Here is a 21,620-nt window from a genome sequence, read left to right on the forward strand (position 1 = left end):
CGCCGGGCGGCGACGGGACCGGAAGGACGCCGGTGGGGGGCTGTGCGCCCTCTCCGCCCTGGTGCCTATCGCCATAGGGGCTGATCGCCCTGACCTCGATGTTAGGGAGATCACATCCGGAGCCCAAGGGTGGCTTCCGCGTGATGGAAGCCTCCCGGTGGCGTGGTGCTCCGAGACCGGGTGTCCGTACCCCTCAGGGTCGCCATGTGCGTGCCCACCAGCGCCGCCGTGGAGGCCGGCCCGCGGCTGGGCACGTCCGGGAGCACGGAGGTGTCCACGATGCGCAGCCCCTCCACCCCGTGGACGCGGCCCTGCTGGTCGGTGACGCTGCCGGGGCTCTCGGGCGGCCCCATGGGTGCCGTCCCCGCGGTGTGCACGGCCGTGCCCAGGTTCCGGGCCATCCAGGAGTCCAGGGCGGCATCATTCGCAGGCAGCAGATCCTCCAGGCGGCCGGCGTCCAGGAGGTCTCCCAGCGGACCGGACCTCAGGAGCGCATGGGTCGTCCTGAGTCCGGTGCGCAGGCGGGCGCGGTCATGCTCGGTGGAGAGGTGGCGGTGCCGGATCCGCAGCGGTCGGCGTGGGTCCGCGGACTCCAGGGTGAGGTCCCCCCGGCTCTCCGGTCGCTGCAATGCGACGATCACGGCCAGGTCACCCGACTCATCGGGGGCCCCGGCCAGCGCGCCGAAGGAGCGCAGCATGGGCAGGACCTCGACGTCTCCGGGCGTGGCCGTGGACTCACCGGACAGGTGCAGTGCCCACCCGAAGAGCAGGCGGTCGGGATTCGGCACCGGACGGCGCAGCGGGACGGTCACCATCAGGTCCGGATGGTCGCTGAAGGAGGCGCCGACCCCGGGGGAGTCCACGGCCACGGGCACCCCGGCCCGGCGCAGCGCGGTCGCCGGGCCGATCCCGGAGAGCATGAGCAGATGGGGGGTGGCGAGCGGACCGGCAGCCAGGACCACCTCGTCACAGTGGACGCGGACCGGCTGTCCGTCGCGTTCGGCCTCGACCCCCACGGCCCGGTTCCCGTCCAGGAGGATCGTCCGCACGGTGGTGTCACCCCAGGCGGTGATGTGTCCCTCCCGCAGGGCCGGCAACAGGTGGGTCAGTCCCGTGTTCATGCGCACGCCGTCGCGGACGTTGAGCGGCAGCGGTCCATGCCCCTCGGCCACGGCGGGGTCGTTCAGGTCGGTCACCGGTGCGAATCCCAGGTCGTCCGCAGCCTCGGAGAAAGCCTGCGCCACCGGGGAACGGTCGAGGCGGGCCCGGCTGACCGGCACGGGACCGGCCGATCCGTGGACCACCGTTCCCGGGCGGGCACCGCCCCGCCCGGTGTCTCCGAAGTCCGTGTCGTCCTCCAGGGTGCGCAGCACCGGCACCACCCGTTCCGGGGCCCAATCGGGGTTGCCGGCGGCGGACCAGCGGTCCAGGTCCGTGAGGCGGGGCCAGACGAAGTAGGCGCCGTTCACGGCGGTGCATCCGCCGGCACCGGCGCCCCGGCCGATGTCCGCCGGGGTGCCGGGTGCCAGTTCCGCCGGGAACCAGCTGGTGTGCGCGCCGCGTCCGGCCACGGTCGGCAGGGCCGCCGCGTCGAGAACCTCCGGCGGGAAACCGGACGCGTCCCGCGGGACCGGGCCCGCCTCCAGCACCAGCACCCGTGCCCCGGTCAGGGCGGCCGCGCGGGCGGCGAAGGGCGCGCCGGCCCCACCCGCTCCGACCACCACGATGTCGTACTCGTGCCGCTCTGTCGCCGTCATCGGTCCTCCGCCCGCCGTCACCGTCTCACCGTCACCGCCCGCGGTCCGCGCCTGCAGTCACTGCCTGCCGTCGCCACCCCTTCCGCACCCCGAGGCGGGACCGGCCCGGTCCGCGGTCCCCGGGCGGCCAGGGGGAGGCCGGCGGCCCGTGACCGATCCTCGCGGATGGACGCCGGTGGTGCGCGGTGCCTTCCACCGGGGGGAAGGCGGGCACCGGGCGCGCGGGGCCGGGCCTACCGTGGCGGACGTGGATGAGAACGTGGACGAGAACGTGGACAAGAACACCACCGAGGGTGCAACCGAGGGCCGTGCAGGACACCCTGGTGAGGGCACGCCGCCCTCCGGTGGCGGTCCGGCCGGTGCGGGTGCCCACGGGAGCCTGGCCGGTCAGGTCGCGCTGGTCACGGGATGCGGCAAGCCCGACGGGATGGGTCAGGGTATCGCCCGGGAGCTGGCCGCGCGGGGCGCGGCCCTCGTCCTGACGGACCGCGAACCGCGCGGCGTGGCCAACGAACGCCAGCGACGGCGGGGGGAGGCGCCGCCGTCGGGCCTGGCGGAGTTCGCCGGGGACCTGGGCCGGGCCGGGGCCCGGGTCGAGACCGTGCTGGCCGACATCTCCGTCCGTGACGACGTCGATCGGCTGTTCGACACCGTCCGGGAGGTCCACGGCCGGCTCGACATCCTGGTGAACAACGCCGCCGCGCCGCAGGGTGTGGACCGCCAGGACGTGGAGGACGTGCCCGACGAGGCCTTCGACCTCCAGATCGACGTGAACGTCCGCGGCACCTACTGGATGTGCCGGTCCGCCGTACCCCTGATGCGCGCCCAGGGATACGGGCGGATCGTCAACGTCTCCTCGATGGCCGGGCTCACCGCGGCACCGGGTTCCGTGGCGTACTCGGCCTCCAAGGCCGCCGTGATCGGGATGACGCGGGCCCTGTCGATGGACCTGGGGCCCTGGGGGATCACCGTCAATGCCGTCTGCCCCGGGCTGGTGGCCACGAGCCGGGCCGTCCTGGACCCGGTGGCCGACCTCGACCTGGCGCAGGCCATGGCGGCCCGCGGCCGGGCCATCCCGGTGGGACGGGTGGGGATGCCGGCGGACATCGGTGCCCTCGTGGCCTTCCTCGCCTCTCCCGATGCCGGGTACGTCACCGGCCAGGCCATTCCGGTGGACGGGGGCGGGCTGAGCCCATTCCCCCTGCGACGGCCCGAGCCGGTGCTCGGCAGCGCCGTCTGAACACGCACGTCCCTGACAGAAGGAGTCCTGATGGACCTGAACCTCGACGGCAAGGTGGCCCTGGTGACCGGCTGTGGTCCCAACATCGGCAGTGGCATCGCGCTCGCCCTGGCCCGCTACGGTGCGAAGGTGGCGTGCAACGACGTCTCCGCGGAGTCGATGGACGCCTGCATCTCCCGTATCGAGGCCCATGGCGGCGAGGCCATGGCGGCACCCGGTGACGTGACCGACGAGGCGCAGGTGGGCGAGTACGTCGGCGCCGTGCTCCGGCGGTGGGGGAGGATCGACATCCTCGTCAACAATGCCGCCCTGCTGGGCGGGCGCGGCGTGCTCGACGAGGACGCGGAGTCCTACGAGCGTGCGGTGCGGGTCTCCTCGCTGGGGTACTTCCTCAACACCAAGCACGTGGGCCGGGCGATGGCCGAGCGCGGGATCCGGGGGTCGATCGTCTGCGTCTCCTCGTCGAACGGATGGAGCGGGACGGCGGGGGTGATCGCCTATGCCTTCTGCAAGGGCGGGGTGAACAACTTCGTCCGCGCCGCGGCCATGGACCTGGCCCCCTACGGCATCCGGGTCAACGGCTTCACGCCCACCGCGCCGACCCCGGACAATCCGGACCTGCTGGCGGCCGGGGCGCGCGGCGTGCTGGACGGCCCGCCACCCCGGGGGACGGGACTGGGCGGTGCCGAGGGCGGGGAACCGTGGCGGCGCCCGAGCCGGTGGGGCGGTGACCGTCCCGCGCTGGTCCCGATGGGCACCACCGGCACGCCCACGGACATCGGCCACGCCGTGGCCTGGCTGTCCTCGGACTACGCGCGGCTCGTGACGGGCACGGACCTGGTCGTCGACGGCGGGGCCCGGGCCAAGAACTTCGCCTACCACCCGGCAGGGCCGGCGGAGCTCGCCGGGCCGGTCCCCGTGGTTCCCCTCGACCTGCGCGGTTGAGCGCCGCGGTCCGGCTGGGGAGGGGCCCGCAACCGACCGCGACGGGCGGCCGGGCATCCCGGCCGCCCGTCGCACGCCGGTGTCCGCGGTGCGTCCGTGCACCGGTGGCCGGTGATGCGGCCCGCGGGCGGGCACTCGCGGGGCCGCATGGGCACTCAGGGGGTGAGGTCCACGGCCTGTCCCGGGTGGACCGGGGGCGGCAGCCGGTGGTCCTGTCCGTAGACGGGGGACGAGGTCAGGAACGGGATGGCCGCCGCCCGTTCGGCGTCGAGGCGCTCGTCCGGGAACGCGTCCTCGATGGTCCGGTGCCGGTCGACCACGCCGTCCCGGAACTCGGGGTGGGTCAGGATGAACAGGTCCCCGCGGCGCACTCCGGCCAGGACCCGCCGCCCGGCCTCCTCGGCGCTCATGTACGGCTGCCCGGCAGCGGCCTCCAGGTGACCGGGGTCCGGCCGCTCGTACCCCGAGGGGCCGTAGCCGGCGGGGCGATTGGCGACGGCCGCGGCGATGTTCGAGTGCGTCGGACCGGGACAGTAGGCGCTGACCCCGATGCCCTCCGGTGCCAGCTCGATGTGGAGGGCCTCGGACAGGGCGATCACCGCCGCCTTGGTCATCGAGTAGAGACCGGCGACGATCGGCATCAGCCCGGCCATGGACGAGGTGTTGACGATGTGCGCCCCGGTCCGCCCCGGGCTCTCCCGCCGCAGGAGGGGCAGGAAGGCCTGCAGCCCGTGGCCAACGCCCTTGATGTTGACGTCGATGAGCCAGTCCCAGTCCGCGGCGGTCGCGGCGCTGACGGGACCCGTCAGGCCGATCCCCGCGTTGTTGACCAGCAGGTCGATGCCGCCGGTCTCCTCCTCCACCCGCGCGGCCGCCTCCAGCATGGCGGGCAGGTCGGTGACGTCCACCTGGAGGGGGCGGGCGTCGAGACCGCGGGCGGTGAAGTCCTGCACCGTCTCCCGGAGGTGCCCGGGTGTCCTCCCCGTGACGTAGACGCGCATCCCGGCCTCCAGGCAGGCCGACGCGATGCCGCGGCCGATGCCGCTGCTGCCGCCGGTGATGACGGCGACCCTTCCCTCGAGCTGGTCCATGGGTGGTCTCTCCTTGCGCTCGCGATGATCCGGTCGTGGCGGTCTCAGCCGGCCAGCCGCTCGGTGTACTCGGCGGCCGTGTGCCGGCGGACCGTCTCGGGACTGACGCCGGGGGCGCACTCCACGAGGACCAGCCCACCGTCCTCCACGTGGAACACGGCGAGGTCGGTGTAGACGCGGGTGACGACGCGCGCACCCGTGAGCGGGAACGTGCACTGCCTCACCAGCTTCGGCAGCCCCTGCCGGTCGACGTGCTCCATGCAGATCCACACCTGCGGCGTCCCGGCCACTAGGTCCATCGCCCCGCCCACGGCGGGATTGCGTCCGGGAACGTACCAGTTGGCCAGGTCCCCGGTCTCGGAGACCTGGAGGGCACCCAGGATCGTGACGTCCAGGTGGCCTCCCCGGATCACGGCGAAGGACATCGCCGAGTCCACGATCGCCGCCCCCGGCCGCAGGGAGACCGGTTTCTTCCCCGCGTCGGTCAGGTCCGGGTCCTCATGACCCTCACCCGGGTGGGGTCCGAGGCCGAGCACGCCGTTCTCGGCGTGCAGGACGACCTCGACGTCCTCCGGGATGAAGTGGGGCACGGCCAGGGGGATGCCCACACCCAGGTTGACGGTGTAGCCGTCGATCAGGTCCCGGGCCACCCGGGCGGCCACCTGGTCACGGGTCAACCCGCGAGGCGGGGCCGGGGCGGTCTCGGTCGGGGTCGGACTCATCGCGTCTCCTCGGCGGTCGGGATGGTGGTGTCGTGGTGGTCACCGGGCACCGTGCGCACGATGTGCGCCGTGGCGGGCACTGCTGCGGCCGTCATCACCACGTGGTCCACGAAGACGCCCGGCAGGTGGATGTCGTCCGGGTCGAGGACGTCGACGTCCACGAGCTCCTCGACCTCGACGAACGTGAGCCGGCCGCACATCCCGGCCAGCGGATTGAAGTTGCGCGCCGAGCGGCGGAACCGGATGTTGCCCTTGCGGTCCCCGCGGTGTCCCTTCACCAGGGCGACGTCGGCGCGGATGCCCCGTTCCAGCACGTGGGGACGGCCGTCGAAGTCACGGGTCTCCTTCGGCTCGACCCGAGCGTGGGGGTGTCCGTCCCGGTAGGACAGGGCGAACTCCCCGTCCGAGAGCATGGTCCGGGCCCCGGAAGGGGTGTAGAAGGCTGCGATGCCGGCCCCGCCGGCGCGCATGCGCTCGGCCAGGGTGCCCTGGGGGACCAGCTCGAACTCGACGCGACCGGCGAAGTACTCCGCGTAGAACTCCGGCAGGATCGGGAAGGACGCGGTCAGCCGGCGCAACCGGCCCTCCCGGAGCAACCGGCCCACGCCCTTGAAGTCCTCGCCGACGTTGTTGACGTACAGGTGCAGCTCGGTCTTGCCGAGGTCGCACAGCGCGTTCAGCAGGGCATCGGGACGGCCGGAGGCGCCGAAGCCCCCGACCGCGACGGTGGCGCCGTCGGGCACCGCGTCCAGGTGCCCGTGCAGGTCCTGGCGGAACTTGTCGATCACTTCGGCTCTCCGTTCATCGTGCATGGCCTCGGGAGGGGACGTCCGAGGTGGTCCAGGCCACGGCCCGTCTCCGACAGTGAACCCGCGCACCGGTGCGCGCACAGCACCCTTTCCACCGGACAGAACCCCGGGAGCGGGTCGGGGCCCGGGGGCCCCAGGACGACCGCTCGGCCCGCCACCCACCACCGTGGTCCGAAGCGCCGGCCTGCTTCCGCGCCACGGAAGGGCGCTGGTGATGGGCGTCACACCTGGGCGACGGTAGGTCCATCCTCCGGTGGTGCGGAGGCGGCCGAGGCCGTCAGCGTCCGGACCACGCCAGCTTCAGTCAGAAAGGGGTCCCATGAGCATGAAGACTCGGGCGGTCGTGTGCCGTGAGCCCGGACAGCCCTGGGAAGTCACCGAACTCGACCTCGATGAGCCCAAGGCCAATGAGGTCCGCATCAAGATGATGGCCGCCGGGATGTGCCACTCCGACGACCACATCCAGAAGGGTGACGCCCCCATGCGGATGCCCGTGGTCGGCGGACACGAGGGCGCCGGCATCATCGACGCCGTGGGCGAGGGGGTCACCCGTGTCAGCGTCGGCGACCACGTGGTGTGCTCCTTCATTCCCGCCTGCGGGTCCTGCCGCTACTGTTCCACCGGGCGCCAGAATCTCTGCGACTCCGGCAAGAACGCGGCCACCGGTGAATTCCCGGACGGGACGTTCCGGTTCCACCAGGACGGCGTGGACTTCGGCGGGCTCTGCGTGCTGGGAACCTTCTCCCAGTACACCGTGGTCTCCGAGTACTCCGTGATCCCGGTGCCGCAGGACCTGCCCTTCGACGTGGCCTGCCTGGTCGGCTGCGGCGTGCCCACCGGCTGGGGCTCCGCCGTCCACGCCGCCGGTGTCGAGGCCGGCCAGACCGCGGTGGTGTTCGGTGCGGGCGGCGTCGGCATGAACGCGGTCCAGGGGGCGGCCATGGCCGGTGCCCAGCGCGTCGTGGTGGTGGACCCCGTGGAGTTCAAGCGGGACAAGGCCCTCGAGTTCGGGGCGACCCACGTGTTCCCCACCGCCCAGGAGGCCACCGACTTCGTCATCGAGTCGACCTGGGGGGAACTGGCGGACCACGCCATCATCACGGTCGGCAGCCTGCACGACGAGGTCATCCACGACGCCATCAACATCGTGGGCAAGTCCGGGCAGGTCACCATCACCGCCGTCGGCAACGGGTCCATCAGGGAACACCCGGGCATGCTGATCGGCTTCCAGCGGCGGATCCAGGGCGCCATCTTCGGCGCCTGCAACCCGCTGCACGACGTCCCCCGCCTGGTGAGCATGTACCAGAACGGCAAGCTCAAGCTCGACGAGCTCATCACGAACCGCTACAGCATGGACCAGGTCAACGAGGGATACCAGGACATGCTCGACGGCAAGAACATCCGCGGCATCATCACCATCGAGCACTGATCGAAGCGCGAGAGAGAGAACACCATGACTGCAGTCATCGACCCCCAGGAAGCACTCGACACCCCGTTGCTCCAGGACAATGTCCAGCTGATCGGCGGCGAGTGGGTCCCCGCCGCCGGCGGTGAGTCCATCGAGGTCATCAATCCCGCCAACCGCGAGGTCCTCGGGCGGGTGCCGCGGGGGACCGCCGAGGACGTGGACGACGCCGTCCGCGCGGCCGAGCGGGCACTGCCGGCCTGGCGGGACCTCAACGCCACGGCCCGAGCGGGCCTGCTCTACCGCTGGGCCGAACTCGTGGAGCAGAACGCCCAGGTGCTCGACCAGCTCGAGTCCCGCGACGTCGGCCGTCCCCACTGGGGCCCCTCGCCGCTGGCCGGGATGATCCGCTTCATCGCCGGCCAGGCGGACAAGGTCCAGGGTGTCTCCCTGCCGACCTACTCCCCGGACGTCCTCGGCTTCACCCTCCGCGAGCCCTACGGCGTGGTGGGGGCCATCATCCCGTGGAACGCCCCCGGGCCGATGTTCACGAACGAGGTGGCCGCCGCCATCGCCGCGGGGAACACGATCGTCATCAAGCCGGCCGAGGACGCCCCCCTGGCCCCACTGGCCCTGGCCCGGCTCGCCCAGGAGGCCGGCATCCCCGGGGGCGTGATCAACGTGGTCACCGGCTTCGGCTCCGAGGCCGGGGCCGCCATCCCGAACCATCCCGGGATCCGGCGGGTGGGGTTCACGGGCTCCCCGGCCACCGGGTCGACGGTGATGGAGGCCTGCGCCCGGAACCTCATCCCCCTCCACCTGGAACTCGGCGGGAAGTCACCGCAGGTGATCTTCCCGGACGCGGACCTCTCCGTCGCGGCACCGGCGATCGCCACCGGCATCACCCTGAACACCGGCCAGATCTGTGCCGCGGGCTCCCGGGTGGTGGTGCACCGCAGCGTCCACCAGGAGATGGTGGAGCGCCTCGCCGCCGCGATGCAGGAGGTCACGGTGGGACCCTGGCACCAGAAGGTGAACATGGGGCCGCTGATCAACGGGCGCCAGCACGAACGCGTCATGGGCTACATCGAGGCCGGCCGGGCCGGCGGGGCCGACCTGGTGCTGGGCGGGGACGCACCCTCCGGTGGCGACTTCGGGGACGGGTTCTTCGTCACCCCGACCCTCTTCGACAACGTCAGCCCGGACATGGCCATCGCCCAGGAGGAGATCTTCGGCCCGGTGCTCTCGGTCATCCCGGTGGACGACGAGCACGAGGCCGTCGAGGTGGCCAACGGCGTCGAGTACGGTCTGGTCGCCTCGGTCTGGACCGAGGACGTGGGCACCGCGGTGCGGATGTCCCGGGCCCTGCAGGCCGGCCAGGTCGGCGTCAACAACGCCCTGGGCGCCGGCGTCATCGGCGGGCCCTTCGGCGGATACAAGAACAGTGGCTTCGGCCGGACCATGGGCGCTGACGCCGTCCTGAACTGGACGCAGGTCAAGACCGTCTCGATGCGTGGCGCCGTGCGCCCCGGGAACTGAAAGGAGCCACCACCATGGCCATGACGACGTCTTCCGTCGCCACCGACGAGGCCGGGTCGACGACCCTCACCACGCGGGCCGCCGTCGCCCGCGGTCCCCACGAGGGCTGGCAGATCACCGAACTGCAGCTGGACCCCCCGAAGGAGCACGAGGTCCGCGTCCGCCTGCACGCCGCGGGGCTGTGCCATTCGGACCACCACATCACGGCCGGGGACGCCCCGGTCCGCTTCCCGATCGTGGGCGGCCACGAGGGCGCCGGCGTGGTGGAGTCGGTGGGTCCCAGCGTCACCCGGGTCAGGCCGGGGGACCGCGTGGTGTGCGCCTACATCCCGGCGTGCGGCTACTGCCGTCCCTGTTCGACCGGACACCAGAACATGTGCGTCAAGGGGCTCAACGCCGGGACGGGCATGTTCCTGGACGACACGTTCCGCTTCCACGACGAGGCCGGCGAGGACGTCGGCGGCTTCTGCACCCTGGGGACGTTCTCCCAGTACACGGTCGTCTCCGAGTACGCCGTGGTCCCGCTGCCGGACGACATCCCCTTCGAGCTCGGGTCCCTCGTCGGCTGCGGCGTCCCCACGGGCTGGGGGTCCGCCGTCTACGCCGCCGAGGTCCGCGCGGGGGAGACCGTCGTGATCTTCGGAGCCGGTGGCGTCGGGTCCAACGCCGTCCAGGGGGCCCGCTACGCCGGGGCCAAGAACGTCGTGGTCGTCGACCCCGTGGCGTTCAAGCGGGATTCGGCACTGGAACTGTTCGGGGCCACCCATGCCTTCGCCACGGCGCAGGAGGCCCACGACTTCGTCGTGGAGACCACCTGGGGCCAGCTGGCGGACAAGGTGATCATCACCGCGGACGTCGTCACCCAGGAGATGGCCAACGCCGGGATCGCGATGACCGGCAAGGGCGGCAAGCTGACCATCACCTCGGTGGGGCACCTCAACGAGCAGGCCGTCACCATCCACGCCGGCATGCTCATCAGTTATCAGCGCCAGATCCGCGGTGCCCTGTTCGGGGACTGCAATCCGCTCCACGACATCCCGAAGCTGCTGGGCCTGTACCGGTCCGGGGACCTCAAGCTCGAGGAGCTCATCACGCGCCGGTACGCCCTCGACGAGGTCAACACGGCATACGAGGACCTGCTCGCGGGCCGGAACATCCGCGGCATCATCGTCCACGACTAGGGGAGACACCATGAGTCACACTCTTCACGGGATCCTCGATCCCACCGGGGCGGGCCCTGCCCAGGTGCAGGCCCCGCCGGTGGCCGACCGGGCGCGACGGCCCCCGTCCCTGGCCGGCCTGCGGGTCGGCCTGCTGGACAACACCAAGCACAACGCCCTGTTGTTCCTGCGTGCGGTCGGTGACCTGCTGACCACGGAACACGGCGCGCGGGAGGTGAGCATCGTGGAGACCAAGCAGAACTTCTCGGTGCCCGTCGACCGCAGCATCGTCGACCGGTACCGGGAGCACTGCGACGTGGTCATCACCGGGGTCGGAGACTGCGGGTCGTGCAGCGCCGCCGCCGTGGCCGACGGCATCGCCTTCGAGCGCGCCGGACTGCCGGCCGCCGTCGTGCTCACGGACGCCTTCGACATCACCGGCCGGGCCATGGCCCAGGTGCAGGGTGACGCCGACTACGAGTGGGTGGAGACCGAGCATCCGATGGCCGTGCTCACCGAGGACGAGGTCCGGGCCCGCGCCCGGACCCTCGTGTCCGAGATCGTCGGCCGCCTGACGATGGCGGAGGCGGCGTGATGGACGCCGGACAGAACGGCCACCAGCGCGTGGACGCGACGATGGCCCAGGCGGCCATCGAGTACGCCTACGACCAGGGATGGTCGGACGGGCTGCCGCTGGTCCCGGCCACGAGGGACCTGGTCGACCGGTTCCTGGCCGCCGGCGGCCGGCCCGCCGACGAGGTCATCGGCCACCTGCAACAGGTGGACCGCACCGTCACGGTCGAACTGCTGGCCATCAACGCCGCGATGGCGGGATGCCGCCCGGAGTACTTCCCGGTGGTGCTGGCGGCCTGGCGGGCGCTGACCAAGGAACGGGCCACGAGCGGCGGCGGCTGGCAGTCCACCAGCGGACCGGCACCGCTGGTGATCGTCAACGGAGCGATCCGCACGGAGCTCGGCATCAACCACTCCGGGGGCGTCTTCGGCCCGGGCTTCCGCCCGAACGCGACGATCGGCCGGGCGATCGGGCTGACGGTCCGCAATGCCTACGGCATCCGGCCCCATGAGCTCGAGCAGGCGACGCAGGGCCTGCCGGGCCGGTGGTCGATCGTGGTGGCGGAGAACGAGGAGGAGAGCCCCTGGCCACCCCTGGCCGAGGACCTCGGCGTGCCCGGTGACGCCGTGACCACCACGCTGTTGCGGACCTGCGAGTTCGTGGACAACCGGCACACCTCCGACCCCGAGCAGCTGCTGGCGGACTTCGCGGACACCATCGGGCGGTCCGGGGCCTGGATTTTCCAGCACGCCGGAGCCGGTGTGGTGCTGTGCCCCGAGCACGCCCAGCTGCTGGCTCGGGCGGGGTACTCGCGGCGGGACGTGGCGCGGTGGCTCGTGGAGCACTCCGGACGGACCACCGCGCAGCTGCAGGCCGTCGGCAAGGACGACGCCGGGCAGAACGGCGTGCGCTTCCCGGGGCAGGGCGGGGACCCGGAGCGGTTCCAGCCCACCCTGGCCGATCCGGACAGGGTGATCGTGGCCGTGGCCGGTTCGCGCAACGCGGGCATCTCCATGGTGGTCCGGTACTTCGCGGACTGGTCCGGGACGCCCGTGCCCGTGATCGGCCCGGAGGCGGCGGCCACCACCCATGACGGCACGATCCCCGAGGGGGCACTCCATGGCTGAGACCACACTGGCGGCGCGGACGGGCACCGCCCGGGACGCGGACCCGCTCGAGGACCCCATCCTGCCCGGTGAGCGCGGCTGGATGGAGGGGCGCCGGATCCTGATCACGGGAGCCGGCCAGAACGGCGGGCTGCCGGGCGTGGGCTACGCCATCGCCCGGCTCGTGGCCTCCCACGGCGGCTCCGTGGCGGTGCTGGACCGAGACGCGGGAGCCGCCCAGCGCACGGTGGACCGCATCGTCACGGCCGGGGGCACCGCCGTCCCCGTCGTCGCGGACGTCACCGCCGACGAGACCTGCGGTCAGGCGGTCACCCGGGCGGCGGAGCTGCTGGGCGGTCTCGACGGGCTGGTGAACAACGTGGCCAGCGGGGACCGGGCGGGGATCTTCGACGTCACCCCGGACCGCTTCCAGGAACTGCTCTCCCTCAACCTGGTCTCGGCATGGTCGGCCACGCGCCACGCCGTCCCGCTGCTGCCCGCGGGCAGTTCCATCGTCAACATCTCCTCGGTGGGCGTGCGCGCCCGCGGGCCGGGCATGCCGTACTGCGTGGCCAAGGCGGGACTGGAGAACCTCACCGAGGGGGCCGCCACCACCCTGGGTCCCCAGGGGATCCGCGTGAACTGCGTGGAGGTCGGTGCCATCTGGGGCTCGTTCGCCGCCGCCAACATGGACGAGCGCTTCCGGGAGCCGAGGCGCCAGTCCACCACCCTCCAGAAGGAGGGCAGCGCGTGGGACATCGCCCACGCCGCGCTGTTCCTCCTCAGCGAGCAGTCCCGCTGGCTCACCGGCCAGATCCTGGCCGTCGACGGCGGCCCGGCACGCCATGCGCCCCCCGGGCCCCCGGTCACCTCCGTGGCCGGCTGACCCCTCCGCCGGCCCGGCGCCGGCACCGTCCTCCACCACCACCCTGCAGCGCCACGTGGCCAGGGCCACGTTGCGCTGCCGACCGAAAGGCGAATCATGGCCGAGACCATTCGCGCGGCCGTGCAGACCGGCCCCCGGCAGATCGAGATCCGAGAGTTCCCCCGCCCCGCCATCGGGCCGGACGACGGCCTGCTGCGCGTGGAGGCCAACGGCATCTGCGGCAGCGACATCGAGATCTACCGGGGCCACATGGGCATGACCTCCCAGCCCTTCGTCCCGGGCCATGAACCGGTGGGCATCATCGAGGAGCTGGGGGAGCGGGCCGCCGAACGCTGGGGCGTGTCCGTGGGCGACCGCGTCGCCCTGGAGGTCATCGTGCCCTGCCGGTCCTGCGCGGACTGCCTGGTCGGCCGGTACCAATCATGCCGCCGCAGGCGGCACTCGCACGGGGTGACCGGGATCGACGACGCACCGGCCGTCGTCGGGGGCTTCGCCGAGCACCTGTACCTGGACCCGAACGCCGTGATGCACCGCATCGACAACTCCCTGCCGATCGACATCGCCGCCATGTACAACCCCCTGGGGGCCGGCGTCCGCTGGGCCGTGGACCTCGGCGGTGTCGGAATGGGGGACACGCTCGTGGTGCTCGGCGCCGGCCAGCGGGGCATCGCCGCGGTCATCGCGGCCAAGGCCGCCGGCGCCCGGCAGGTGGTGATCACCGGCCTGGAGGCGGACCGGCACAAGCTCGAGGTGGCGCGCCAGCTGGGCGCCGACCACACCGTCGTGGTGGACGGGCCGGACGCGCAGGACGTGGTCGAGGTGGTCTCCGGCCTCACCGCGGGGCGGATGGCCGACGTCGCCCTGGACCTGACGCCCATGGCGGCCGGGCCGGTGACGGACGCCCTCAACGTGGTCCGGCACGGTGGGCGCGTGGTGCTCGCCGGGCTCAAGGGGGGCCGGGAGCTGCCGATCAACACCGACCTGATCATCAACAGGGCACTCAGCGTCCAGGGCGCCTTCGGCGTGGACGCCGCCGCGAACGCCAAGGCCATCTCCCTGCTCGAGTCCGGTCGGTTCGACTTGGCCCGGATGCACACTCACACCTTCGGGCTCGACCAGGTGGCGGAGGCCATCGAGACCCTCGCGGGCGAGCGCGGGGACGGCACTGCCCTCCACGTCACCGTCGAGCCCCACCGCTGAACACCGGCAGCGGCCGGCCACCGGCACCGCCGGCACCGGCCGGCCCCATCAACCACACCCTTCGAGGAAAGCGCGGAGAACCCCATGATCATCGACGCACACGCCCACGTCCTGCCGGCCGACTATCCACAGGACGCCCCCTCGTGCTTCCCGTCCATGCACGCGGTGGACGGGTCCACGGACCGGATGCTCGAGTTCGGACCGATGCGGTTCCGGGCCCGGGACGCCTTCTTCGCCGCGGAGCGCCGGCTCGAGGAACAGGATGCCTCGGACGTCACCGCGGAGGTGATCAGTCCCATGCCCCCGCTGTTGCGCTACGACCTCCCGGACCAGGACGGCCTGACGCTGGCGCGCCACGTGAACGAGTTCACGGCCGGGATGTGCTCGGTGGACCCGGGGCGGTTGTTCGGGCTCGGCATGGTGCCGATGCAGTCACCGGACGCCGCCACGGCGGAACTGCGGGCCATCAGGGACCTGGGCCTGGCGGGCGTGGAGATCGCCTCGAACGTCCTGGGTGAGTCGATCGGCCATGAGCGGTTCCTCGACTTCTTCCGGGAGGCCGAGCGGCTGGGGCTGAGCGTGTTCGTCCACGCCATGCCGTCGCCCATGTCCCGGCTGCCCGCCTCGGCCATGGGCACGTACGTGGTGGGCGTGGAGGGGATGTTCGCGGCCGGCTCGATGGCCCTGGGCGGCACGGCCGCCGCCTGCCCGGACCTGCGGATCTCGTTCAGCCATGCCGCGGGCGGCTTCGCCATGATGCTGCCCCGTGCCCAGTACTTCTGGGGTGGCGCCTGGAACGAGGGTCCCGTGGACCCGGAGCGGGCGGTGATGCACGACGACGGCCCGTCGCCGCTCGAGATCGCCCGGCGGTTCTACTACGACTCGATGGTCTTCGACCATCGGGCCATCCGCTACCTCATCGACCTGCTCGGTGCCGACCGGCTGCTCGTCGGCTCGGACTTCCCGGCGATGCTGCGGGAGGAGCCGGTGGCCCGGACGTTGCGGGAGATGGACCTGCCGGTGGAGGACTGGGAGGCCATCGCCTCCCGCAACGCCCTCCGGTGGCTGGGGAGGGACGGAGACCCCGACCTGCGGGCAGGCGCCGTGGCGGCGTCACCGGCCACCCTTCCCTAGCCCTTTCGCCGGACGGAAAGCGCGTGGTGACCCACTCAACCGCTCGGCCACACTCACAGAACAACCAGACGTGACCTGGATCACAAGTGACCGGTCCCGTGCACGACCCGCTCGTACCCCTACCGTCTTCCCCTGGGAGTCCTCATGAACAGCAACCCCCGCCGCCCTGGCACCCGTCGTCGGCTCTACGGGGCCGCGGCCATCACCCTCACCGCAGGCCTGGTCCTCTCCGGGTGCGGATCAGCCGGAGAGCCCGCGGAGAACGCCGCGGACGCGGCCCAGGCCGAGCCGCAGGCCGGCGGCGACCTGACGGTCCTCATGGACGCCGGGTTCGGCGGGGGCTGGTCCACCGGGCTGGATCCCGCGACCAGCAACACCGTCGGTGCGAACCTGGGGCAGAACGCCGCGATCTTCGGTGGCCTGTTCACCCTCGAGGCGGATGAGGAGGGCAAGGACGCGCAGATCGTGCCGAACCAGGCCGAGAGCTTCGAGTACGCCGAGGACGGCAAGAGCGTCACCATCAAGATCCGTGAGGGCATCACCTTCACGGACGGCACCCCGATGGACGCCCAGGCGGTGCTCTGGAACTGGATCCGGCACCTCAGCGCCGGCAGCACGGGCGCCCCACGCATCGCTCTGGACATGACCCGGGAGGCGCCCGAGCTCGACCAGCAGTTCCTGGACGACCTCTACGCCTCCCTGCCGGACGACGTGGACAAGAAGCTGGTGGAGCAGCGCCTCGGCGCCCTGGAGGTCGTGGACGACCAGACCCTGACCATCCACTTCGCCGACCCCAACGGTGCGTTCGTCAACACGATGCCGTCCACGAACATGAACCTCATCGGCTCGCCCACGGCCTACAAGGAGTTGGGCGCGGAGGAATTCAGCCGCACTCCGGTCGCGGCCGGGCCGTTCAAGGTGGTCCAGAACAGCCTGAGCGAGAAGCTGACGCTGGAGAAGAACGAGGACTACTTCAAGGAGGGGCTGCCCTACCTGGACGATCTCACCTTCCAGTCCGTGGCCGGTGACCAGGTGGCCTACCAGACCCTGCAGGCCGGCCAGGGGGATGCGATCGAGGGCCTCTCGGCCGTCGCCCTGATCACCCAGGCCCAGAACAACCCGGACCTGACGACCACCCTGGGCGCACCGACCTCCCCCTACGTCATCCAGTTGAACACCCGTCAGGAACCCTTCGACGACAAGCGCGCCCGTGAGGCCATCTACTACGCCACCGACTTCGAGGCCATCAATGAGGGCCTCTTCCAGGGGCAGGGTGACATGAGCCAGAGCTTCACCGCCTCCGGCGGGTTGTTCCACCAGCCCGAGGTCGAGGGGTACCGCACCCATGACCCGGAGAAGGCACGGCAGATCGTCGAGGAACTGGGCGGGCTGACCGTCAACCTGGGGACCACGGACATCGTGACCGCCCGGTCGGTGACCACGGCACTGCAGACGCAGTGGGCGGAGGCCGGCATCGACGTCGAGATCGAGGCCCAGCCCCTCGGCGACGTGATCACCAAGTTCACCAGTGGTGAGTGGGAGTCCATGTTGCAGACCGCCGGCGCCTGGGAGCCGGCCGCCGGCATCGGCGTCTCCGTGCGGTTCGGCTCCAGCTCACCGTTCAGCGGCACTCCGCTGCCGGACGGTGCGGCCAACGCCACGGAGGCCTTCAACCAGGGGCTGACCACCGAACTCGACGACGTGCTCGCCGAGGCCGTCGGCACGGTCGACGAGCAGGAGCGTGGCCAGTACTACCAGGAGGCGGCCAAGCTGATCTCCGATGAGGCGTACGGCCCGTTCGGTTTCGCCTTCTCCCCGGCCCAGGTGGTCCGTGAGGGAGTCCACGGGCCGGGCCTGACCACCCCGATCCCGGCGCTCACGGTCAACTCCACGGTCCTGTACGACCGGGTCTGGGTCGAGCAATGACCGGTGCCTCCGTCCTGGACGCCCCGCGCCGCCCGGACGCCGATCGCGGGTTCGGGCGGAGCGGGGCGGGGTCGCCCTTCGTCCGCCTGCTGGCCAGGCGGCTGCTCATGGCCATACCCCTCCTGCTGGCGGTCAGCGTCCTGGTGTTCCTGCTCCTGGAACTGATGCCGGGAGACCCCGCCCGCAATCAGGCGGGCATGGACGCCTCGGAGGAACAGGTCGAGGCCGTGCGGCGCCGGATGGGACTCGACAAGTCCCCCGTCGAACGCTACTTCGGGTGGCTCTTCGGCATCTTCCGGGGAGACCTCGGCCGGTCGTCCGTCAGTGGGCAGTCGGTCGTGGACATGCTCGGCGACCGTGCCCCCGTGACCCTGGAACTGGTGACCCTGGCGTTCGCCGTGTCCCTGCTCATCGCCATCCCCGTGGCCCTGATGGCCGCCCGCCGTCCCGGCGGCATCTTCGACCGTACCGTGATGGTCGTGTCGATGACCATGCTGGCCGTGCCGAACTACGTCCTGGCGATGCTCCTGGTCCTCGTGTTCGCCATCATGCTGCGCATGCTGCCGGCCATCGGCTTCGTCCCGCTGGAGGAGGGGCTGCTGCCCAACCTGCGCTCCGTCCTGCTCCCGGTCCTGGCCCTGGCGGTACCCCTGGCGGCGTTCTACACCCGGTTCCTGCGCGGGGACCTCGTGGAGCAGATGAACGCGGCCGACTACATCGACACGGCCCGCGCGAAGGGCGTGGGCCCGTGGCTGGTGCTGTGGTTGCACGCCTTCCGGAACTCCTCCTTCGGCCTGCTCACCATCGTCGGGCTGAACATCGGCACGTTGGTGGGCGGCACCGTGATCATCGAGCAGATCTTCGCCATGCCCGGCATGGGAATGATGATGCTCGAGGGTGCCATGTCCCGGGATGTCGCCGTGGTGCAGATGTGCGTGTTCGTGTTCGCCGCCGTGGCCATCCTGGCCAATCTCTTCGTTGACCTGATGTACGCCGTACTCGACCCGAGGATCCGCTATGGCAGTCACTGAAGCCCCCGCTGCCGCCGTCGTCGCGGTGCCGGCGCCGGACGTCCTGGACCCCGAACGCGGGTCCCTGCGCTGGGCCGGTATCCGCCGACGGCTGGTGCTGGGCATCCCGCTCGGCTTCGTCGCACTGCTGATCCTGGCGTGCTTCGTCGGCCCCCTGGTCCTGCCCCTGCATCCACCGGTGGGCGGAGACATCCTCAACAGCGCCCTGCCGCCCGGTTCGCCGTCCCACCCGCTCGGCACGGACATCAACGGCAATGACGTGCTCTCACGCCTGCTGCACGGCGGGCAGTCCTCGCTGCTCGTGGCGATCTCCGTCAACCTGATCGGGCTCGTGGTCGGCGGTGGCATCGGAGCACTGTCCGGTTACGCCGGTGGCTGGGTGGACAACGTCATCATGCGCGTCCTGGACGTCTTCATCGCCTTCCCCTCGCTGGTGCTGACCATCGCGATCGCCCAGGCGCTCGGGCCCAGCCTGCCGAACACGATCCTGGCGCTGACGGCCTTCAGCATCCCGGCCGTCGCCCGCGTCGCCCGCTCGGCGACGCTGCGGATCAAGACCATGCCGTTCGTCCAGGCCGCGGAGCTCAGCGGCAGTCCGGCCTGGCGGATCCTGCTGCGGCACATCGCCCCGAACATCACGCCCCAGATGCTCAACTTCGCGATGCTCGGGATGGGAATCGTCATCGTCACGGAGGGTGCGCTGAGCTTCCTGGGGCTGGGTATCCCGGCTCCCAACCCGAGCTGGGGAAACATGATCTACGAGGGCCAGCAGTCGATGTCGGCGACCCCGTTGCTGGTCCTGTGGCCCAGCCTGGCCCTGTTGGCCACGGTGCTGTCCTTCAACCTGCTGGGCGAGAACATCCGAGATGAGATGAGTGGACGATGAGCGTGGTGGGAACCTCAGTGGAACAGTCGGCGCCGAGGGGCGGGGTGGGTGATCGCCCGGTCCTGTCGGTCGAGGACCTCCGGGTGACCTTCACCCGCCACGGCCGGCGCATCCGGGCCGTCAAGGGCGTCTCCTTCGACGTCCAGCGCGGCCGGATGCTGGCCATCATCGGGGAGTCCGGGTCCGGGAAGTCCGTGACCGTCCGGGCCCTGATGGGCCTGCTGCCGCCCAGCGCGGCGGTCAGCGGGTCGGCGGTGCTGGACGGGCGCCAGCTGGTGGGCATGAGCGACAAGCAGATGCGACGGGTCCGGGGGATGAACATCTCCATGATCTTCCAGGACCCGGCCCGGTCGTTGAACCCCACCATGTCGGTGGGCGCACAGATCGCCGAGGCCGTGCGGACCCACCAGCAGGTGTCCCGCCCGCAGGCCGCGGAGCGGGTCCTGGAGCTGCTGCGCCTCGTGCGCATGCCCGCTCCGGAGAAGCGCGTCCACCAATTCCCCCACCAGCTCTCCGGCGGCATGCGCCAGCGGGTGGTGATCGCCATCGCCCTGGCCTCCGAGCCGGACGTCCTGGTCGCCGACGAGGCGACCACGGCCCTGGACGTCACCACGCAGGCACAGATCATGGACCTGCTGGTGGACCTGCGCGAGCGGCTGGGCACGGCGGTCGTCATGATCAGCCACGACCTGGGGCTGGCGGCGAGCTATGCGGACGAGGTCATGGTGATGTACGCCGGTCAGGTGGTGGAACGCGCCCCCACCCAGACCCTGTTCTCGAACGTGCGCATGCCCTACACGCGGGCGCTGGTCGAGGCGATCCCGCAGATCTCGCACCCGTCCCACACGCTGCTCTCGGTGGTGGGCGGTCACCCGCCGGACCCCGGCCGCCCGGTCCAGGGGTGCCCGTTCCGGCCGCGGTGCGCCAAGGCCGACGACACCTGCCTGACCGCTCCACCCCTGGACATGCACGAACCCGAGCACTCCTACGCCTGCTGGCATCCCGTCACCGGGCACGAGGTGCCCGTGGCCGCCGCCCCGGCGGCCGAGATCCCAGGAGGAACGCGATGACCGACACCACGGTGACGACCGAGCGGGCCGAGGAGCGGGCGGGCTCTTCCGCCGAACCGCTGTTGGCCGTCCGCAACATCGTCCAGGAATTCGAGAGCCGGGGCCCGGGCGGCGTGAAGGAGGGTGTGATCCACGCGGTCTCGGACGTGTCCTTCGACCTGATGCCGGGGGAGACGCTGGGCATCGTGGGGGAGACCGGTTCCGGCAAGAGCACGCTGGCCCGCGCCGTCATCCAGGTGGAACGGCCCAAGTCCGGCACGGTGATGTTCCAGGGACGGGACCTGACCACCGTCAGGCACCGCGACCTGAAGAAGGTCTGGGCCAACTTCCAGATGGTGTACCAGGACCCCTTCGGCTCGCTGAACCCACGGTGGCGCATCGAGGACGTCATCGCCGAGCCGCTGGTGAGCCATACCCGGCTGACGGCGGGCCAGCGCCGCGAGCGGGTCAGGGAGCTGCTGGAGCTCGTCGGCCTGCGGCCGGAGACCTACCTGCGCCGGCGCCCCATGGAGCTCTCGGGCGGCCAGGCGCAACGGGTGGCGATCGCCCGGGCGATCGCCCTGGACCCCGCGGTCATCATCTGTGACGAGGCGATCTCCTCGCTCGACGTGCTGATCCAGGCGCAGGTGATCAACCTGTTCGAGACCCTCCGCCGTGAACTGGGCCTGTCCTACCTGTTCATCGCCCATGACCTGGCCACGGTCAAGCAGGTCAGCGACCGGGTCGGCGTGCTCTACCTGGGGCAGTTGGCGGAGATCGGCCCCTCCGAGGAGATCTACCGGGCCCCTCGGCATCCGTACACGAAGGCCCTGCTCGACTCCGTCCCCGGCCTGGACCCGGACACCGGGGTGGCCAGGAGACCCGTCACCCTGAAGGGAGACGTGCCCAGCCCGCTGGATCCGCCCTCCGGGTGCCGTTTCCGGACCCGCTGCCCGTTCGCCCAGGACGTCTGTGCGGAGCGCGCGCCGGTCCTGGAGGACATGGGCCCGGGCCACCAGGTGTCCTGCCACTTCCCGCTGGACGACCAGGGCCTGCCCACCCGGGGGCATCCCCTGTCCCGGCAGGCCCTCGACGTCGCCACGGGCTGAACCACGGCGAGCGGCGCGCGGCCGGGCCCCTCCTCCGGGCCTGGGCGCGTG

At 71.6% G+C, this 21,620-nt stretch carries 19 protein-coding genes; 15 read left to right on the plus strand and 4 right to left on the minus strand.

Annotation, left to right across the window (positions count from 1 at the left end; all coding sequences use genetic code 11):
* Positions 1–110 precede the first annotated feature (110 nt).
* Positions 111–1,757 carry a mycofactocin system GMC family oxidoreductase MftG gene (gene mftG / locus Q0283_RS02640; RefSeq protein ID WP_183530418.1) on the minus strand — a complete coding sequence of 549 codons (1,647 nt, stop codon included), beginning with the start codon at positions 1,755–1,757 and terminating at the stop codon, positions 111–113.
* A gap of 247 nt (positions 1,758–2,004) precedes the next feature.
* Between mftG and Q0283_RS02645 the strand changes: the two genes are divergently transcribed.
* Complete coding sequence (locus tag Q0283_RS02645; protein ID WP_298042694.1) at positions 2,005–2,997, plus strand: SDR family NAD(P)-dependent oxidoreductase; 993 nt, start codon at positions 2,005–2,007, stop codon at positions 2,995–2,997.
* A gap of 30 nt (positions 2,998–3,027) precedes the next feature.
* Positions 3,028–3,942 carry an SDR family NAD(P)-dependent oxidoreductase gene (locus Q0283_RS02650; RefSeq protein ID WP_183530422.1) on the plus strand — a complete coding sequence of 305 codons (915 nt, stop codon included), beginning with the start codon at positions 3,028–3,030 and terminating at the stop codon, positions 3,940–3,942.
* A gap of 155 nt (positions 3,943–4,097) precedes the next feature.
* On the opposite strand, the gene Q0283_RS02655 is transcribed toward Q0283_RS02650, so the two are convergent.
* The 3 genes from Q0283_RS02655 to Q0283_RS02665 are packed head-to-tail and all read right to left on the minus strand — an operon-like array spanning position 4,098 to position 6,543.
* Positions 4,098–5,033 (minus strand): SDR family oxidoreductase, encoded by a 936-nt coding sequence (locus Q0283_RS02655; RefSeq protein WP_298042697.1) that lies wholly within the window; start codon positions 5,031–5,033, stop codon positions 4,098–4,100.
* Positions 5,034–5,077: 44 nt separating this feature from the next.
* The gene (locus Q0283_RS02660) at positions 5,078–5,755 is read right to left on the minus strand and encodes a 3-oxoacid CoA-transferase subunit B (RefSeq protein ID WP_183530426.1); all 678 of its coding nucleotides are present in this window, start codon (positions 5,753–5,755) and stop codon (positions 5,078–5,080) included.
* Positions 5,752–6,543 (minus strand): 3-oxoacid CoA-transferase subunit A, encoded by a 792-nt coding sequence (locus Q0283_RS02665; protein ID WP_298042700.1) that lies wholly within the window; start codon positions 6,541–6,543, stop codon positions 5,752–5,754. The genes Q0283_RS02660 and Q0283_RS02665 overlap by 4 nt, the downstream gene beginning before the upstream one ends.
* Positions 6,544–6,883: 340 nt before the next feature.
* Between Q0283_RS02665 and Q0283_RS02670 the strand changes: the two genes are divergently transcribed.
* From Q0283_RS02670 to Q0283_RS02730, 13 genes are all read left to right on the plus strand, one after another.
* A complete protein-coding gene (locus tag Q0283_RS02670; RefSeq protein ID WP_183530430.1) occupies positions 6,884–7,993 on the plus strand; it encodes an NDMA-dependent alcohol dehydrogenase in 1,110 nt (369 codons plus the stop codon).
* A 24-nt stretch (positions 7,994–8,017) separates the two neighbouring features.
* A complete protein-coding gene (locus tag Q0283_RS02675; protein ID WP_183530432.1) occupies positions 8,018–9,508 on the plus strand; it encodes an aldehyde dehydrogenase in 1,491 nt (496 codons plus the stop codon).
* A gap of 14 nt (positions 9,509–9,522) precedes the next feature.
* Entirely contained in the window at positions 9,523–10,689 is a 1,167-nt protein-coding gene (locus Q0283_RS02680; protein ID WP_298042704.1) for an NDMA-dependent alcohol dehydrogenase, read from the plus strand.
* 10 nt (positions 10,690–10,699) lie between these two features.
* Complete coding sequence (locus tag Q0283_RS02685; protein ID WP_183530190.1) at positions 10,700–11,263, plus strand: UGSC family (seleno)protein; 564 nt, start codon at positions 10,700–10,702, stop codon at positions 11,261–11,263.
* Positions 11,263–12,369 (plus strand): hypothetical protein, encoded by a 1,107-nt coding sequence (locus tag Q0283_RS02690; protein ID WP_221243879.1) that lies wholly within the window; start codon positions 11,263–11,265, stop codon positions 12,367–12,369. Before Q0283_RS02685 ends, Q0283_RS02690 begins: the two co-directional genes overlap by 1 nt.
* A complete protein-coding gene (locus tag Q0283_RS02695; RefSeq protein WP_221243878.1) occupies positions 12,362–13,234 on the plus strand; it encodes an SDR family NAD(P)-dependent oxidoreductase in 873 nt (290 codons plus the stop codon). Before Q0283_RS02690 ends, Q0283_RS02695 begins: the two co-directional genes overlap by 8 nt.
* A gap of 96 nt (positions 13,235–13,330) precedes the next feature.
* A complete protein-coding gene (locus Q0283_RS02700; protein WP_183530188.1) occupies positions 13,331–14,434 on the plus strand; it encodes a zinc-binding dehydrogenase in 1,104 nt (367 codons plus the stop codon).
* Between the two features lie 84 nt (positions 14,435–14,518).
* Positions 14,519–15,568, plus strand: coding sequence for an amidohydrolase family protein (locus tag Q0283_RS02705; protein WP_183530186.1), 1,050 nt, complete (start codon positions 14,519–14,521; stop codon positions 15,566–15,568).
* A gap of 144 nt (positions 15,569–15,712) precedes the next feature.
* Positions 15,713–17,494: an ABC transporter substrate-binding protein gene (locus Q0283_RS02710; protein WP_298042715.1), complete on the plus strand. Its 1,782-nt coding sequence runs from the start codon at positions 15,713–15,715 to the stop codon at positions 17,492–17,494.
* Positions 17,491–18,525 carry an ABC transporter permease gene (locus Q0283_RS02715; RefSeq protein ID WP_183530182.1) on the plus strand — a complete coding sequence of 345 codons (1,035 nt, stop codon included), beginning with the start codon at positions 17,491–17,493 and terminating at the stop codon, positions 18,523–18,525. The genes Q0283_RS02710 and Q0283_RS02715 overlap by 4 nt, the downstream gene beginning before the upstream one ends.
* Positions 18,512–19,411 carry an ABC transporter permease gene (locus Q0283_RS02720; RefSeq protein WP_183530180.1) on the plus strand — a complete coding sequence of 300 codons (900 nt, stop codon included), beginning with the start codon at positions 18,512–18,514 and terminating at the stop codon, positions 19,409–19,411. The genes Q0283_RS02715 and Q0283_RS02720 overlap by 14 nt, the downstream gene beginning before the upstream one ends.
* An 83-nt stretch (positions 19,412–19,494) precedes the next feature.
* Positions 19,495–20,481: an ABC transporter ATP-binding protein gene (locus Q0283_RS02725; RefSeq protein WP_221243877.1), complete on the plus strand. Its 987-nt coding sequence runs from the start codon at positions 19,495–19,497 to the stop codon at positions 20,479–20,481.
* Positions 20,478–21,569: an ABC transporter ATP-binding protein gene (locus Q0283_RS02730; protein WP_183530176.1), complete on the plus strand. Its 1,092-nt coding sequence runs from the start codon at positions 20,478–20,480 to the stop codon at positions 21,567–21,569. Before Q0283_RS02725 ends, Q0283_RS02730 begins: the two co-directional genes overlap by 4 nt.
* Positions 21,570–21,620 lie beyond the last annotated feature (51 nt).

This window comes from uncultured Citricoccus sp. (assembly GCF_937871995.1).
GTDB lineage: Bacteria > Actinomycetota > Actinomycetes > Actinomycetales > Micrococcaceae > Citricoccus.